Annotated in this window: 12 protein-coding genes; 10 read left to right on the top strand and 2 right to left on the bottom strand. The window is 48.0% G+C overall.

Translation table 11 applies throughout. The annotated features are described in order from the left end of the window. The first annotated feature begins 21 nt into the window (after positions 1 to 21). Together HRU69_01350 and lysS are read left to right on the top strand one after the other, a co-directional pair. The gene (locus HRU69_01350; GenBank protein QOI96200.1) at positions 22 to 1206 is read left to right on the top strand and encodes a proline dehydrogenase family protein; all 1185 of its coding nucleotides are present in this window, start codon (positions 22 to 24) and stop codon (positions 1204 to 1206) included. A 61-nt stretch (positions 1207 to 1267) separates the two neighbouring features. Continuing rightward, positions 1268 to 2998, top strand: coding sequence for a lysine--tRNA ligase (gene lysS / locus HRU69_01345; GenBank protein ID QOI96199.1), 1731 nt, complete (start codon positions 1268 to 1270; stop codon positions 2996 to 2998). A 5-nt stretch (positions 2999 to 3003) separates the two neighbouring features. Here the strand turns inward: lysS and HRU69_01340 are convergent, their stop codons facing one another. Next, positions 3004 to 5634, bottom strand: a complete 2631-nt coding sequence (locus HRU69_01340; GenBank protein QOI96198.1) for an LPS-assembly protein LptD — start codon at positions 5632 to 5634, stop codon at positions 3004 to 3006. Between HRU69_01340 and HRU69_01335 the strand changes: the two genes are divergently transcribed. From HRU69_01335 to HRU69_01320, 4 genes are read left to right on the top strand one after another with little or no spacing between them, the layout of a single operon-like run. Further along, positions 5612 to 6499, top strand: a complete 888-nt coding sequence (locus tag HRU69_01335; GenBank protein ID QOI96197.1) for an N-acetylmuramoyl-L-alanine amidase — start codon at positions 5612 to 5614, stop codon at positions 6497 to 6499. The genes HRU69_01340 and HRU69_01335 overlap by 23 nt on opposite strands. A gap of 31 nt (positions 6500 to 6530) precedes the next feature. After that, positions 6531 to 7493: an MCE family protein gene (locus HRU69_01330; protein QOI96196.1), complete on the top strand. Its 963-nt coding sequence runs from the start codon at positions 6531 to 6533 to the stop codon at positions 7491 to 7493. Positions 7494 to 7495: 2 nt separating this feature from the next. Next, positions 7496 to 9130 carry an acyl-CoA carboxylase subunit beta gene (locus tag HRU69_01325; protein QOI96195.1) on the top strand — a complete coding sequence of 545 codons (1635 nt, stop codon included), beginning with the start codon at positions 7496 to 7498 and terminating at the stop codon, positions 9128 to 9130. Further along, entirely contained in the window at positions 9130 to 9981 is an 852-nt protein-coding gene (locus HRU69_01320) for a hypothetical protein (GenBank protein ID QOI96194.1), read from the top strand. The genes HRU69_01325 and HRU69_01320 overlap by 1 nt, the downstream gene beginning before the upstream one ends. Before the next feature lie 152 nt (positions 9982 to 10133). Here HRU69_01320 and HRU69_01315 read toward each other — a convergent pair whose 3' ends face one another. Further along, positions 10134 to 10997, bottom strand: coding sequence for a nucleoside phosphorylase (locus HRU69_01315; protein ID QOI96193.1), 864 nt, complete (start codon positions 10995 to 10997; stop codon positions 10134 to 10136). A 149-nt stretch (positions 10998 to 11146) separates the two neighbouring features. Between HRU69_01315 and HRU69_01310 the strand changes: the two genes are divergently transcribed. The 4 genes from HRU69_01310 (at position 11147) to HRU69_01295 (ending at position 16949) form a co-directional block, all read left to right on the top strand. Next, positions 11147 to 14170 carry a DNA polymerase III subunit alpha gene (locus HRU69_01310; GenBank protein QOI96192.1) on the top strand — a complete coding sequence of 1008 codons (3024 nt, stop codon included), beginning with the start codon at positions 11147 to 11149 and terminating at the stop codon, positions 14168 to 14170. A 286-nt stretch (positions 14171 to 14456) separates the two neighbouring features. Then, positions 14457 to 15392, top strand: a complete 936-nt coding sequence (locus tag HRU69_01305) for an EamA family transporter (GenBank protein QOI96191.1) — start codon at positions 14457 to 14459, stop codon at positions 15390 to 15392. Continuing rightward, the gene (locus HRU69_01300) at positions 15365 to 15829 is read left to right on the top strand and encodes a GNAT family N-acetyltransferase (GenBank protein QOI96190.1); all 465 of its coding nucleotides are present in this window, start codon (positions 15365 to 15367) and stop codon (positions 15827 to 15829) included. Before HRU69_01305 ends, HRU69_01300 begins: the two co-directional genes overlap by 28 nt. 46 nt (positions 15830 to 15875) lie before the next feature. Beyond that, positions 15876 to 16949, top strand: coding sequence for a branched-chain amino acid aminotransferase (locus HRU69_01295; protein ID QOI96189.1), 1074 nt, complete (start codon positions 15876 to 15878; stop codon positions 16947 to 16949). The last annotated feature ends 17 nt before the right edge of the window (positions 16950 to 16966 follow it).

Raw genomic sequence — 16966 nt, 5'->3', positions numbered from 1 at the left:
ATTAGCGCACCTTATTTTAATATGGAATCCACCCCTAAAGTTTCGTTCGAGGATACGCAAACAGCTTTTGCCTATAAATCAGATGCGGAGTTGCGAAGGGCCCATTTCATTTTCTCATTGGTCAACCACCCATGGATATCGGCCCTGGCCATTGGGCTTGTTAAAGCAGGGTTGTTTTTACGGCTGCCCGTCAACGGTATCATCCGGAAAACGGTGTTCAACCATTTTTGTGGCGGAGAAACAATTACCCAGGCCGATGAAGTAATGCAGGTTATTGCCCGGTTTAATGTACGCGCCATCCTGGATTATTCGGTAGAAGGCGAGCATACGGAGGAAGGATTTGAACAAACCACCCAGGAAACCCTGCGGACCATTGAGAATGCCAAAGCCACAACCAAAATTCCGTTTTGTGTTTTTAAGGTTACCGGGCTGGCCTCTGCGGCCCTGCTTGAAAAAGTGCAGTTACAGCAATCGCTTACTGCTGAAGAGCAAGCCGCATTTAACCGTGTTAAAAACCGGATGGACCGCATTTGTGCCAAAGGGTACGAATACGGTATTCCGATTTTAATCGATGCCGAAGATTCATGGTACCAGGATACAATTGACCGAATTGTAATGGATTTAATGATTAAGTATAACAGGGAGAAAGCCATCGTTTACAATACCTACCAGCTCTACCGAACGGCCGGTCTGCCGAACCTGCGTAACCATTTTCATGAGGCCGTAATGCACAACGTGTACTTTGGAGCAAAACTGGTGCGGGGTGCTTACATGGAGAAAGAACGGGAACGTGCTGCGAAAATGGGTTATACTGATCCTATCCATCCGAATAAGCAGGCCACGGATGATGCCTTTAACGAAGCCCTTGCCTTTTGTATTGACAATAAACAGCGCATTTCCCTGATGTGCGGGTCGCACAACGATTACAGCAACTATTACCTCACTGTGCTGATGGAGAAACACAGTATGCTGAATAATGATCCGAGGGTATGGTTTGCGCAATTATACGGGATGAGCGATCACATTTCATTTAACCTGGCTAAAGCCGGCTATAATGTGGTTAAGTATCTTCCTTATGGGCCGGTACGTTCAGTAATGCCATATCTTTTCCGCAGGGCCGAAGAAAACACTTCCGTTGCCGGACAAAGCAGTCGTGAGTTGATGCTGATAAGAAAAGAACTCAGCAGGCGTAAAAATTCCCGATAAGGCTTCCTCCGGTTTTTCGCTCGGCATTATTACCTTATTTTTGCCCGAAAAGTTGTTTATCATGTCGTTATCCGAACAGGAAATCATCCGCAGGCAGGCGAAGGAGGAGTTGGAAAAACTGGGCATTAACCCATATCCGGCCGATCGTTTTGAAGTTAACGTTTCGGCCAAGGAAATCCTGGAGAACTACCCCAGGCACAAAAGTGATTACCGGGGTATTTCCATTGCAGGCCGCATCATGAGCCGAAGGATTATGGGCTCGGCCTCGTTTGCCGAGTTGCAGGACGAAACCGGGCGCATTCAGTTATACTTCCGCAGAGATGACCTCTGCCCGGGCGATGATAAAACGCTTTATAATGTAGTTTTCAAAAAGCTGCTCGATATTGGCGATATCATCGGGGTGAAGGGGTATGGCTTTACTACGCAAACCGGTGAAATATCCATCCATGTAACCGAATTCAAAATCCTGTCGAAATCGCTACGCCCGTTGCCCATCGTTAAAGAAACGGTGGATGAACAAGGCCACGTGCACAAGCACGATGCGTTCAGCGACCCCGAGCAACGCTACCGCATGCGGTATGTTGATTTGATTGTAAACCCCGAAGTACGTGACGTATTTGTTAAACGCACCCAGCTCATCAACTCCATGAGGGAGTACCTTAACAGCAAAGCATACCTCGAGGTTGAAACTCCCGTGCTGCAACCGCTGTATGGTGGTGCGGCTGCCAGGCCGTTTAAAACACACCACAATACGCTGGATATGACATTATACCTGCGAATAGCCAACGAACTTTACTTAAAGCGTTTGATTGTGGGTGGGTATAACGGAGTATATGAGTTTTCGAAAGACTTTCGCAACGAGGGCATGTCGCGCTTTCATAACCCTGAGTTTACACAGGTTGAGTTGTACGTGGCCTACAAGGATTACTTCTGGATGATGGATCTGGTGGAGGAGATGATTGAAAAAGTGTCGCTTGATTTGCACGGCACCACCGAAGTAAAAGTTGGCGAACATGTGATTGATTTTAAAAGGCCATGGAAACGGTTCACCATGTTTGAAGCCATACTGCACTTTACCAATGTAGATATTTCATCGATGGAGGAAAATGAGTTGCGCGATACCTGCCGTAAGCTGCACGTGCCGGTTGATGATACGATGGGCAAAGGTAAACTGATTGACGCCATTTTTGGTGAGAAATGCGAGCCGCACCTTATACAACCGACATTCATTATGGACTATCCCATTGAAATGTCGCCCCTGGCCAAAAAGCACCGCAGCAAGCCCGGCCTGGTTGAGCGGTTTGAAGCCATTTGCAACGGGAAAGAGATTTGCAACGCCTTTTCAGAACTAAACGACCCGATTGATCAGCGCAAAAGGTTTGAAGAACAGCTGGAACTCGGAAAACGGGGCGATGAAGAAGCCATGACGCTGGATGAAGATTTTTTACGCGCCCTGGAGTTTGGCATGCCGCCCACAGCCGGCCTGGGCGTGGGCATTGACAGATTGTGTATGATCATGACCAACCAGCCTTCCATTCAGGATGTGCTCTTCTTCCCGCAGATGAAGCCCGAAAAGCCGGCTTCAGGGTTTACGGTAAAGGATGCCGAGCAACTGGGCATCCGCAGCGACTTGTTTCCCGTTATTCAAAAGCTCGGCATCCAGTCAGTAGAGCAGTTAAAGTCCATAAAAGCCTCCAAACTCTTCAACGATGTGTGCGGTATGCGCAAAAAAATGAAACTGGAGGATGTTAAAAATCCCACGATAGAAGAAGTGGAGGGGTGGCTTAAGTAATTTTGTTACCGGTTGATATAGAAGGGTTGCCTGCGTTCCAGTTTCAAATCCGATAGAATAGAGGCCTTTACATTAATCCGGAAGTTATACTGTGTAAACGTTCCGAAGGGAACCCAGTTGAACATCAATGTCCAGCAGTGAAGGTCTCGGGTAATGCCGATGTTGGTAAGCGTTAACGTTTTGTTTTCGAAATCGTAACCGGAGCTGAACATGGCTTTCCATTTTTCTGAAAGGGCTATATCGCCCGAAAACTGCAGGGCCTGTGTTATGCGGATATCGGTGTTAACCGGATGAGAAAATTGAAGGCTGTAATTCAGGCGGAGGCTCCAGGGGATTTCAAAATCGATGTACGTATCGGGATTGTTAAGGTAGTATTGCTTTTCCTGCTCGGGTAAGTCGGATTTAGCAATTTTCTCCCGGCTTTTTTGGTCCTGCTCACGGCCTTTTGGGTTGAGGTTGGTACTTAATGCAATAGTTCCGGAGGTGATGCGCCCCAGGCTGCCGCCTTTCCAGGCATACTCATCAATCCTCACCTCGGTTTTTTTTCCGTTCTCATCCGTACGGGTAACAATGGTGTATGGATCCAGCGTTGCATTCAGGTTCAGGTTAATCAGATTGTCCAGTATGTTGGTGTTGGCCGCCAGGCTGAAAGGGGCCAGTTTAAATGAATCGGCAACAAGGTTGTACGCGGTGTTTATTGATAAACTATTAAGCAGATTTACTTTTCGGGCAACAGTATCCTTCGCTGATTTCACCTTCATCTCCAGGGTGTTGCCAAGCCCGAATCCGATGGAACCGCTTTTGCCGGTGTTGGAACCTCCGTATAAAAAGCCCTGGTGCCGCGATTGGTACCTCATTTTTCCGTTTTCGTTAATCGGTTGAAAGTAGTTGGTGTTTTTGGTGTAATCAGGCACATAGCTAAACGAAATGGTCGGGTTCATAACATGCCGGATGGCTTTTACATTACCCCGCTTAAAAAAATAAGTACCGAAAATACGTGTATTAAAACCTGCCGATATAGAATAGTTGGCGATGCGGTTAAAGCCTTTTATGGTATCAGAAGCCACCAGTACCGGCTGGTTGTTTTGGATGTTGTACGACCACCCCAGTTTTTCGAAATACCATTTTTCTTCGTACGAGAATTGGGGTGAAACGGTAAAAAACCGAAAGGCTTTAAACGAATAGCCGATGGGCACGGAATGCCGGATTCCGTTTTTACCGTTCTCAATGAATTTGGGGAGATTTTCAACTGTAAAGGGGGCTATGCTGTCCTGTGTGGAAGTGCCGATACGGCCCAGGTTGTTTGTAATCCGGTTGGAGGCTGCCATGCTATACCCGATGCTGAAATTGTCAAGCGCGGTAGGTGTACCGTCTTTGCGTTGAAAAGGATAAAGGTTTTGCATATTTACTGTCAGGGAAGGCAGCGTCAGGTCAACCTGTTTGGTTTGTAAATCCTGGCTGTGGCTGGCATTTAACCCCAGGTTAAAGGGCGTTCCCGCAAACCGTTTACTGTAGGAGATGTTTGAATTCATTTTGCGCGTGGTGTTGGTAAGCCCCTGTGAGTAAATGCTTGCTGGCATGCCCTGGTTGAGGTTGTTATTTTGGTTAAAGGAGTTGCTGGCAGCCGATACAGAAGCCGAAAAACGGCCGGTTCCTTTGCTTTGCGGAGTGTGGCTCCAGTTTATCTGGAAATCGCGCGATACGGATTGGTCTTCAATTTTATCACTAAACCGGTAACGTGAGTAGCTGAAGTTTAGGTTGCCATTGAAGCTATACCGTTTCATGTAAGGCAATGCAACCCGGCCGGCAAACCCGCCTTTGGAGTATAGGTCGAAAGTCAGGGCGAGTTTCATGTATTCGCTCACATCAAAAAAGTAGCCTAAATCGCGCAGGTTAAAGCCAAGCCTGCGATCTTCGCCAAAGGAGGGGAAGAGAATTCCGGATGTGCTTTTTTGCTGAGCCGGAAACATGCCGAACAAGAAACCGATGGGATAAAGCGGCACATCGTTGAACTCAACATAAAATGGCCCCGAAACAATCTTGTCATCGGGTATGGCCTTGGTTCTTGTGGAGCGGATTCGAAAATGCGGATGTTCCAGGTTACAGGTGGTATAGGTATTGCGCAAACTCAGCAATTCATTCCGCTCGTTTTTATACACCACATCGCCATGCAGATAGCCTTCGCCCTGCTGGGTAACGACTTCGGAGATCCGGGCCCGACCGGTTTTAAAGTTGTAGGTAATGTCTTTGGTTTCGTAAACCTCGGGCCCGTTCTTAAAAATCGGAAAACCCACCCTGCGCCCCAGTGAGTCGCGCTTGCCGTGGGCCGTAAGTGTGCTGTTGGCATAATCAATAATTATTTCTTCAGCGTCCAGTTGAATGGCTCCATAGGTAATCTTCGCATTACCGTACAGCCATATAATTTTTCCGTCAATACTGGTATGGATGGAATCCCGTGCGGAATAGATAATAGTTGTTTCGATGTCGCCCTTTTTGGGGATGGTATCGGCAGGGTTTTTGGTTGTATCGCTGGGGTTTATGGTTTGCAGGCTATCAGGTACCACCTGTGTATAGGCTATGGATGAGTAGGTTATAAAAAAACAGAACAGGGCGATGCGGCTAAAGGCAGAGGGCACGTTCGAAACGTTGAAAATCCGGTATAAATTCACAACTTTGCGTAAAGGTATTGCAAATCGGTTGAACATTGTAAGGCCCGTGAGGAATATAGGAATAACAGCGCTCTGCATAGCAATAACCCTGCTAAACTCCTCAAGTACCTTGCCGGTAAGGGAGTATAAAGTAAACACCATTGTAATTGATGCCGGCCATGGGGGTAAAGATCCGGGTACCATTGGTAAAGCCAATAATAAGGAGAAAGACATCGCCCTGAGTATATCGCTAAAGGTTGGTGAGTACATCCAGAAAAATATTCCTGGTGTTAAGGTGCTGTACACCCGCAAAGACGATCGATATGTAATCTGGGATGACCGCGCCAACCTGGCTAACCGCAATAAAGCCGATATATTTATCTCCATTCATGTAAATGCCAGTCCCAGTCCGCAGGTGTATGGAACAGAAACCTGGGTAATGGGCCTTCATAAAACAGAGAGCAACCTGGCGGTTGCCAAGCGGGAAAATTCAGTTATTCTTTTGGATGAAAACTCCAAGGAGCGTGCAGAGGGATTTGACCCGAACAGCCCGGAGTCATACATATTGTTTTCGCTTACACAAAGCGCGTATACCGAAAGCAGCCTGAAACTGGCGGCAAAAATTCAGGAGCAATTTGAAAAACGGGTAGGGCGCAAAAACCACGGTGTAAAGCAGGCCGGCTTTCTGGTATTATGGAAAACAGCTATGCCCAGCGTACTGGTTGAAGTAGGGTTTCTGTCCAACGAAAAGGAAGAGCAGTTTCTGGCTTCCGAAAAAGGTCAGGATCTGCTGGCTTCAGGGATTTACCGGGCTGTTCGTGAGTATAAAAATGAAGTAGAATCTCTAAATTAAGGATTTAAATAATCCTGTTAACCCACCCGGCATGAAGATATCCAAAGAAGTACGTGTAGGCCTGTTCATGGTCGTGTCATTGGTGTTGCTCTACCTGGGCTTCAATTACCTGAAGGGCATTGATTTCTTTTCTTCCCGAAAAAAATATTATGCCGTTTACGAAAACGTGGATCAACTCATGCCTTCCAACCAGGTTTTTCTGAGCGGGGTTTCGGTGGGCCGGGTTAGCCGCATACAGATTGACCAGGTGAGAAGGCGTGTTATTGTTGAGATGGAAATTGATTCGTACGTGCGTCTGGGCGATTCAACGGTGGCCATTCTGAATGGCGATTTTCTGGGCACCAAGTTTATTCAATTAAATATCGGCCGCATCAGGCGTGAACTGAAAGCCAAGGACACGTTGCGATCGGATGTGGCCAAAGGCATTACCGATTTTCTGGCCGAAAATGCTGCACCGGTTACCGATAATTTACAAAGTACGCTTCGTAAACTCAATACAATACTTGATAACCTGGGCCGCAATTCATATAAACTGGATTCGATATTTGACGGGTTTAAACAAACTCCGGTTTTGCTCAACAACACCATTGTTAATGCCAACCATAAAATGGATAGCGTTTCTGCTAATCTGAGTGCATTGTCGCGCAGCCTGCGGGGCACCCTATCCGAACTACGCCCCACGCTTACCAACCTGAAAGTTTTTTCTGACTCGCTGAAGGCCGTAGAAGTAAGCAAGACGCTGAAAAATATTGAGGGCACCCTGGCAAAACTCAACGAATCGCTGTCGCGCTTAAGCAAGGGCGATAATACCATGAGCAAACTGATGACGGAGGACACCTTATACGTGAATCTCAACAAGCTGTTAGTTTCGCTTGATTCATTAGCCAATCACCTCAACGAAAATCCTAAACACTTTATGGCTCCGCTGGGTAAAAGCCGAAACAAAATTCAGCGCGACCTGGAACGCCAGCGAAAGGAGGATGCAAAAAAGTAGTCATGCCTGAGAAAGACCTGGAGTTTAACCGGAATGAAGATCAGTACAAGCAGATGATTCACCGCCTGCATGTAAAGACGGTCGCTACGAAACTGGGTGGGGGAGAAAAGAAAATAAAAGAGCAGCACCAAAAAGGTAAGCTTACAGCCCGCGAGCGCATTGCCTACCTCACCGATAAGGACGCTGCTTTTCTTGAAATCGGGTTGTTTGCCGGTGACGGCATGTACAAAGAACAAGGGGGCTGCCCATCGGGTGGTGTGGTTACCGGCATCGGCTATATTAAAGGCCGCCAATGCGTAATTGTAGCCAACGATGCTACCGTAAAGGCGGGCGCGTGGTTTCCGATTACTGCCAAGAAAAACCTGCGCGCTCAGGAGATTGCCATGGAAAACCGCCTGCCCATTGTTTATTTGGTTGATAGTGCCGGAGTGTTTCTGCCCATGCAGGATGAAATTTTTCCGGATAAAGAACACTTCGGCCGGCAGTTCAGAAATAATGCAAGGATGTCAAGCATGGGCATTGTGCAGATTGCCGCCATCATGGGCAGCTGTGTGGCCGGTGGCGCTTACCTGCCCATCATGTCGGATGAAGCTATGATTGTGGATAAAACGGGTTCCATTTTCCTGGCGGGTTCATACCTGGTGAAAGCAGCCATTGGCGAAGAGATAGACAATGAAACGCTGGGCGGAGCTACTACACACTGCGAAATATCCGGTGTAACCGATAATAAATTTCCCAACGATGAAGCCTGTCTGGATTACATCCGCTCGCTGTTCGATAAACTGGGGCATCACGAACCGGCCGGCTTTGACCGGGCAACACCCACTATGCCAAAGGCTGATCTGAAGGACCTGTATGGAATTTTTCCTGCCGACCGGGTTAAACCGTACGACACTATGGAAATCATCCACCGGTTGGTTGATGACTCAGCCTTCGATGAATACAAAGCCTTGTATGGCAAAACGCTGATTTGCGGTACCGCCCGGATAGACGGCTGGGCCGTAGGCATTGTTGCCAACCAGCGAAAAGTGGTTAAGTCAAAAAAAGGCGAGATGCAGATGGGCGGAGTAATTTATTCCGACTCGGCCGACAAGGCCGCGCGCTTTATTATGAACTGCAACCAGCGTAAAATTCCGTTGGTATTTCTGCAGGATGTAAGCGGCTTTATGGTGGGCAGCAAAGCCGAGCATGGCGGAATAATAAAAGATGGCGCCAAAATGGTGAATGCCATGGCCAACAGCACGGTGCCCAAGTTTACCATCATCATGGGCAACTCGTACGGAGCCGGCAACTACGCCATGTGCGGCAAGGCCTACGATCCGCGGCTCATTTTTGCCTGGCCTTCTGCCCAGATTGCCGTTATGAGCGGGGCTTCGGCAGCCAAAACGCTGCTGCAGATACGGGTGGCTGCGCTCAAATCGCAGGGAAAGGAAATCAGCAAAGAAGAGGAAGCCGGTTTGCTTAAAGAGATAACTGATCGGTACAACGAGCAACTAAGCCCATATTACGCTGCCGCCCGCCTCTGGGTTGACGGCATTATCGATCCGGTTGAAACCCGGCAGGTTATTTCCATGGGCATTGAAGCGGCTAATCATGCACCGGTTGAACGGTTTAATGTAGGCGTTATTCAAACGTGATGACTGACAAAGAACTGAAAGCGCTGGTTTCGCTGCTTGATGATAATGACGAGCAGGTCGTTTCGGAGGTAACCGATAAAATCCGCTCACTCGGAAAGGAGGTAATTCCATACCTGGAGCAGGAATGGGAGAACAATTTTAACCCGTTGGTGCAACGTAAGATTGAGGACCTTATCCATGATCTTCAATATGAACTTTTAAAGCAACGTGTGGCGGATTGGTATGCCAGTACGGATCAGGATTTGCTTACCGGGCTGTGGCTGATTGCTACCTACCAATATCCTGATCTTGAACTGGAGCGATTAAAACAGGATTTGGAACAGATTTATTACGAAGCCTGGCTTGAATTTAAGCCCGATCTATATGCGTTCGATCAGGTAAAGGTGTTGAATGGTGTGTTGTTCAATAAACTGAAGTTTGGGGCCAACACAAAAAATTTTCATTCACCGGGCAACTCCATGATAAACGTGGTGCTCGAAACCCGTAAAGGAAATCCCATTTCGTTGTGCGTTATTTACATGCTGGTTGCTCAAAAACTAAAACTGCCAATATATGGCGTTAACCTGCCCAACCTGTTTATTCTTACCTATAAAGACGAGAAGACGCAGTTTTATATCAATGCTTTTAATAAGGGGCTGATTTTTTCACGGCAGGATATTGAAAACTATATTCATGAGTTGCACCTGGCTCCGCAACCTTCCTTTTTCGAGCCGTGTTCCAGCCTTGAAATTGTGCGCAGGGTTTTCCGAAATCTTATTATGTCGTTTGATAAAATGGGCGAACACGATAAAGCCGAAGAGGTGAAAGAGCTGCTGTTGCTGATTGCCGATGGAGCCGACCTGGGCGTTTAGAAGCCATCTCAAAAATCAGGTTAACCACAAAGTAGCACAGATAAAGCACAAAGGTCACAAAGAAAGAGGTCAGTATATTGTGTTTCTCCGTGTTCTTTGTGTGTACTTAGTGGCCTTTGTGGTTAAGTTTATTTTTGAGATGGCTTCTAGTGTTATACCCGTTCCAGTACTTTTTGTATCAAATCATCAATAGCCTTATCGTGATTTTTCATAAACTTTTTCTTGACCCGGTTGGCGATAATGGCGTTAACGCTGATTACTTCATGGTCGAGCAACCGGCCGAGTGCATAGTACGCTGCCGTTTCCATTTCAAAATTGGTTAACCAGAAATTACCGGCCTTGTTGTGGTAATATGTAAAATCGTCCAGCAGATTCGGGTAGCGCGCGGTGGCCCGTATTTTCCGTCCCTGCGGGGCGTAGAATCCTGGAGCAGTAATGGTATTACCAACAATCATGTCCTGACCGATCCGGGTTAACAATAAGTCGGATCCGCGCACCACGTACGGTGTAAACGCAAGGCCGGTATGGCGTTTAATATCTTTGCCGATGCGCTTTTCAAAATTAGTCAAAGGCAATTCGTAAAAATTCATAAGGTTATCGAGCCCCACACCGTATTCTGATATTAAATGAGCGCCCACCGGAATATCTTCCTGCAACGCCCCGGAGGTGCCGATGCGGATAATCTTCAGTTTTTTCTTTTTGGTTTTCGGTTCGCGGGTTTTCAAATCGATATTCACCAGCGCATCCAGTTCGGTCAGTACAATTTCAACGTTGTCGGTGCCGATGCCGGTACTCATCACAGTTATTCGTTTCCCATTAAATTCTCCCACGTGCGTAATGAACTCCCGCTTGTTCATTTCAAATACCACCTCATCAAAAAACCGGCTTACCCGGTAAACCCGGCCCGGGTCGCCCACCATGATTACAATTTCCGATACATGTTTTGGCAGCAGGTTAAGGTGGTAAACACTGCCGTCTTTATTCAGGATAAGGTCGGTTTCGGAGATGCGGGGCATGCAGGCAAGTTAATGCATAGGGCAGTTTCAGCGTATTTTCCGGTGGTTTTATTTCTGTTAATTAAAGCGTGATTTTTTTCCTGACAATTGCTGACAGGCTCAGGACGCACCCTGCATAACCGGCCCGTCAACCATTTACCTTTAGCACCATGTACCTGAACTGCCATACCGCCTTTAGTTTTAAATATGGCACCCTGCCGGTGCAAAAACTGGCAGAGGAAGCCTGCCGATGCGGAGTGCGCAAACTGGCGCTAACCGAAATCAACAATGTGGCCTCGTACATTGAAATGCTGCGGGTTTGTAAAACACTCCTTCAGCGGGGGACAGACAAGAACCTGGAGATAGTACTTGGAGTGGAGTTCAGAAACAAGGAGAGCGACCATGAATTACTGTATGTTATCCTGGCGCGCAACAACAGCGGCTTTGAAAAGATAAACCGGTTTCTGTCGCACCACCATGCTGCCGGCAAGCCGTTTCCACAGCGGGCCCCCGAAATAGAAGATGTTTTTGTTATTTATCCTTTCGGAAAAACAGAACCGGAACGCCTGCGCTCCAATGAATTTATCGGGGTAGGGCTTCATCAGCTAAACCAATACAACCGGTATCCCAACCGAAAAGCATATGCACCACGGTTTGTGTTGCTTCAGCCGGTAACGTTTTCCTCGGCAATTGATTTTAATGTACACCGGTTGTTGCGGGCCATCCACTACAACACGGTGCTCAGCAAGCTGCATCCCTACCGGCAGGCCCGTGCCGATGAGGTGATGATGCCAGTTCAAGAATTGATGAACCGGCTGGCGCGCTATCCTGAATTGATTGAAAACACTACCCGGCTGCTCAATCAGTGTTCAATTGATTTTACGCTGGGTGAAGACAAGAATAAAAAACACGTTACCGGCAGCGAAGCCAGCGACTGGGATTTTCTGGTTACCCGGGCGTGGGAAGGTTTTCAACGGCTGTACGATGCCGGCAATCCGGTTTTACGCGAACGCTTTCAGCGCGAACTCAGCATCATCCGGCAGAAGGGATTTTGTGCCTATTACCTGATTGCCTACGACCTGGTTTGCTTTGCCCGCGCCAGCCATTTCGATTTTGTGGGCCGCGGCAGCGGAGCCAACAGCATGGTGGCCTACTGCCTGGGCATTACCAACGTTGACCCGGTTGAACTGGACCTGTATTTCGAACGGTTTTTAAACACCGAGCGCACCTCGCCACCCGATTTTGACATTGACTTTTCGTGGGACAACCGCGATGCTGTTTATGAATACCTGTTTTCCCGATACGGCCGCGACCACGTATGCCTGCTGGGTACGCATGTTACCTACCAGAAGCGCTCGGTGCTGCGCGAGCTGGGAAAAGTGTTCGGTTTACCTAAAGCCGAAATTGATGCGTTGGTGGAATACCCGGAAGAAAACCGCCACCGCGATCACATTACTGAACTGATTTTTAACTATGCCGATCGCATCAAGGATTTGCCCGCCAACATTTCCATCCATGCCGGTGGTGTGCTCATCACCGAAAAACCCATCTATGCCTATACCGCCACCGAACTACCGCCAAAAGGTTTACCCGTATCGCACTTCGAAATGCACAATGCCGAAGATTTGGGCATCTACAAATTTGACATTCTCAGCCAGCGCGGGCTGGGGCATATTAAGGAAACCGTAAAGCATATAAGGCGCAACCGCGGTGTTGATGTAAATGTGTACCGCTTTGGTGATTTTAAAAAGGATGAGAAAATAAAGCAGCTGATGCGTGCCGGCAAAACCATGGGTTGTTTTTATGTGGAGTCGCCCGCCATGCGCATGTTACTGGGCAAGTTGAGGTGCGAAGACTACCTCACGCTGGTGGCGGCCAGTTCCATCATCAGGCCGGGTGTGGCGCGTTCGGGCATGATGCGCGCGTACATCGAACGCTTTCATGCTGTTCAAAACGGGGGTACGTATGAATCGATTCATCCGAAGATGGATGAGCTGATGAAAGAAACCTATGGCGTAATGGTGTACCAGGAAGATGTGATTAAAGTAGCGCACTATTTTGCCGGTCTCACCTTAACAGAGGCCGATGTGCTGCGCAGGGGCATGTCGGGCAAGTACCGGTCGCGCGAAGAGTTTAAGCGGGTGCAGGATAAATTTTTTGAAAACTGCCGGCAGCGCAACTACCCTCAACATGTTATTGAACGGGTGTGGTATGAGATTGAAAGTTTCTCAGGCTATTCCTTTGCCAAGGGGCATTCGGCCAGTTATGCCGTGGAGAGCTACCAGAGTTTGTACCTGAAGGCCCATTACCCGCTGGAGTTTATGGTGGGTGTGATCAACAACTTTGGCGGATTTTATAAAACCGAGTTCTATGTTCATGAGGCGCGGATGAACGGAGCTGTTATGGAGGCACCTTGTGTGAATTACAGCGAATACCTCACCACAATCTATGGCAATTGCATGTACCTGGGATTTATCCACCTGAAAAGCCTCGAAACCCGCATTGCACAGCAAATTGCTGTCGAGCGCAGTCGCTGCGGAGAATTTAAAAGTCTGCATGATTTTTTGCGAAGAGTAAACCCCGGGTTAGAGCAAGTACGTATTTTAATCCGGGTAGGTGCATTCCGGTTTACCGGTAAGTCGAAACAGCGATTGTTGTGGGAGGCGATGCTGTACCTCGGCCAGGCCAGAACAAAAGTGCCATCGGCTGAATTGTTTGACACCGAGCCGGCCGAGTACCCGCTGCCGCCCCTGCAGCGTGGTGAACTGGAAGATGCCTTTGATGAAATTGAACTGCTCGGCTTTCCGTTGTGCAATCCGTTTAAACTGGTTACACCGGTTGACTCAACACATACGGTAGGCGATTTGCCGGGTTGCATCGGAAAGACCGTTTGTATTTTAGGTTATATGGTAACTATCAAGTATACCAGCACCATCAAAGGCGACCCGATGTATTTCGGCACGTTTTACGATAAGCAGGGTGACGTGTTTGATACCGTTCATTTTCCGGATGCGGCCCGCAGGTTTCCCTTCCGTGGCCGCGGGTTTTACCTGATTAAGGGAACTGTTGCAGAAGACTTTGGCGTGAATATGATTGAAGTTGACGCTATGGATAAAATTCCAATGGTGAGCCAGCGTGCCGAGGAGTTCATGCGGGAAGACAGCTTGACTAAAGTTGAAGTAATCGGTGGATGACAGACGCCCACATACCGTTTTTATTTTGAACATACCACAGACATCCGTCATTAAAAGATGCTTCGCCCGCCCGTTGGGCGGCCTCAGCATAACAAAAAAACCTTTGTGGTTCTGCGTATGCCGCCCTGGCCGGGTAGGCGAAGGACCTTCTTTATTAAATAAATAGCAAAAAACTATGCTTAAAGAACTTTTTCATTCTTTGGTTGCACTTGGTGGCATTGCCGGGCCGGTATTTTTTTAAGTGGTGGAACTGAACGACCTGTTTATGCGTAATTAGCGTAAGTTTTTGATAGCCGAAGTGAAAACACGCCCGAATTACCTTCCTTATGCTGCCCTGGTTGCGGTAAGTTTTATCTGGGGTACTACTTACCTGGCCCTTCGTATTGGTGTACTGAATTTTCCGCCTTTTTTGTTCACCGCTATCCGTCAGGTAAGTGCAGGCATGATTTTGATGGCGTTGATTGCAGGCTTTAAAAGAGTGCCTTGGCCACCGGCCAGTCATGTTCTGCAACAAGCCATTGCCGGTTTTTTTTTAATTACGATGGGAAACGGGCTGGTGGCCTGGTCGGAGGTGCATATTCCAAGCGGGGTGGCGGCCATCCTCTGTTCGCTGATGCCCGTAGCGGTTATCCTTATTAATATGACCATCGGGCGCGATGAAAAACCCAACCTCACCATAGGGCTTGGAGCCATCCTCGGGCTTGGTGGCATTTTACTGATGTTTAGCGAGCATGTGGCTGAGTTTTCGAAAACCGAATATTTGCTGGGCATACTGCTTACACTGGGTGCCGTTTTAAGCTGGGCGTTCGGCAGCATTTGGATCAAAAGACATCACAGCAACAGCAATCCATTTGTTAATGCTGCCCTTCAGATGTTTTTTGGCGGTTTGTTTTGTTTGCCAATAAGTTTTGCAGTCGATGATTTAACCACCGTAAGCTGGTCTCCTGAGGCCGTTTATACCTTGCTATACCTGATTATATTCGGCTCCATCGTGGCTTATGCCAGCTACCTGTATGCGCTGCGCAGTCTTCCGATGACAATCGTATCACTTTATGCCTACGTTAATCCATTGGTGGCGGTTATCCTGGGTTGGATGGTATTGAATGAGAAATTAAATGGTACCATCGGCCTGGCCATTGCCGTAACCATTGCCGGTATTTACCTGGTAAACCGCGGGTACCAACTTCGTACCATATGGAAAGCGCAATTCTCGAAATCGTAGATTTTAAGCCGGAGCATCAGCCGTGGTTTGAGCAACTGAACCGCGAATGGATTGAAAAATTTTTTTGGATGGAACCGGTAGATGAAGCCGTGCTGGGCGACCCGGAAACTCACATCATCCGTACAGGTGGCGTTATATTAATGGCATCCGTACATAAAGAAATTGCCGGTACAGTGGCCCTGAAGTTGGTGGAGACGGGCGTATCTGAGTTTACCAAAATGGCGGTGGCTGAAAAATTCAGGGGACAGAAAGTGGGCGAGGCGCTGGCCAAGGCAGCCATCGGAAAAGCAAAAAAATCAGGAGCAAAGAAGATCATTCTCTATTCAAACACCATACTGGCACCTGCCATAGCGCTTTACCGGAAACTGGGTTTTAATGAAATACCGCTTGACGGGCCTTATAAACGCAGCAACATTAAAATGGAACTGATTTTATGATTTTCTGTAGCCAAATAATTTATACCTTGAAGAAACAATTCAGGCCATGACCATTACCGAAAGCATACCGGTTGAGCGGATCGGCAAATCGCGGATCAGCGAAATTGATTTTAAAAACCTGGAGTTTGGAAAATACATTTCCGACCACATGGTGGTAGCCGAGTACCGAAATAAAACCTGGCATGCACCCGTAATCAAACCTTACGGTGAAATGGCCATGACACCGGCCATCCTGGCGCTGCACTACGGCCAGGCTGTGTTCGAAGGCATGAAAGCATTTCGGACAGTCGATGGGAACATCACTATTTTCAGAATCTACAAGCACCACCAGCGTCTCAACAAATCGCTTGAGCGGATGTGCATGCCGGCCATCAGCGAAGAAATGTTTGTACAGAGCCTGCATGCGCTGGTGGACCTTGATCGGGCATGGGTACCTGATGACGAAGGCAGCGCCCTCTACATCCGGCCGGTAGTTTTTGCTTCCGAGTCGAGGTTGGGTGTAAAAATATCCGATCAGTACAAATTTGTGGTGATGACCAGCCCGGTGGGACCCTATTTTAATAAACCCATCAAAGTAAAAGTAGAAGAAACGTATGTGCGGGCCGCTGAAGGTGGCACCGGCTACGCCAAATGTGCCGGCAATTATGGTGGCGCCTTCTACCCTACCCAACTGGCCCGTGAGCAGGGGTACGACCAGGTATTGTGGACAGACGCGAAAGAACACAGGTACATTGATGAATCAGGAGCCATGAACGTGATGTTTGTGCTGGATGGAAAACTGATAACACCCAAACTCACCACCGCGTTGCTGGATGGCGTAACCCGCGACAGCATTCTTATCCTGGCCAACGAAATGGGCATGGTTGCCGAAGAGCGCAAAGTAAGCCTGGATGATTTGATTGCAGGATTTGAGCGCGGAACGTTAACCGAAGCATTTGGTGCAGGAACCGCAGCCGTGGTAGCGCCCATTGCAACCATTAACATTCACGGAAAAGATTTTCAATTACCGCCTGCCACAGAAAAATCGTTTCAAATGCAGGTAAAGAAAAAATTATACAACATCCGCCACGGTATAGAACCGGATAAACACAACTGGAACTATACAATTACAGCCCGGTAGGATGATGCCTTCCGCTG

This window comes from Flammeovirgaceae bacterium (genome assembly GCA_015180985.1).
Lineage (GTDB): Bacteria > Bacteroidota > Bacteroidia > Cytophagales > Cyclobacteriaceae > UBA2336.
The sequence above is the reverse complement of the archived record's forward strand: the minus strand, read 5'-3'. Positions and strand labels throughout refer to the sequence as shown.

Excerpts from the sequence above, each read along its gene's own strand:
- HRU69_01315 (QOI96193.1), bottom strand. The coding sequence starts at position 10,997 with ATGCCCCGCATCTCCGAAACCGACCTTATCCTGAATAAAGACGGCAGT.
- HRU69_01300 (QOI96190.1), top strand. The coding sequence starts at position 15,365 with ATGGAAAGCGCAATTCTCGAAATCGTAGATTTTAAGCCGGAGCATCAG.
- HRU69_01320 (QOI96194.1), top strand. The coding sequence starts at position 9,130 with ATGACTGACAAAGAACTGAAAGCGCTGGTTTCGCTGCTTGATGATAAT.
- HRU69_01310 (QOI96192.1), top strand. The coding sequence starts at position 11,147 with ATGTACCTGAACTGCCATACCGCCTTTAGTTTTAAATATGGCACCCTG.
- lysS (QOI96199.1), top strand. The coding sequence starts at position 1,268 with ATGTCGTTATCCGAACAGGAAATCATCCGCAGGCAGGCGAAGGAGGAG.
- HRU69_01335 (QOI96197.1), top strand. The coding sequence starts at position 5,612 with ATGCGGCTAAAGGCAGAGGGCACGTTCGAAACGTTGAAAATCCGGTAT.
- HRU69_01325 (QOI96195.1), top strand. The coding sequence starts at position 7,496 with ATGCCTGAGAAAGACCTGGAGTTTAACCGGAATGAAGATCAGTACAAG.
- HRU69_01350 (QOI96200.1), top strand. The coding sequence starts at position 22 with ATGGAATCCACCCCTAAAGTTTCGTTCGAGGATACGCAAACAGCTTTT.
- HRU69_01330 (QOI96196.1), top strand. The coding sequence starts at position 6,531 with ATGAAGATATCCAAAGAAGTACGTGTAGGCCTGTTCATGGTCGTGTCA.
- HRU69_01295 (QOI96189.1), top strand. The coding sequence starts at position 15,876 with ATGACCATTACCGAAAGCATACCGGTTGAGCGGATCGGCAAATCGCGG.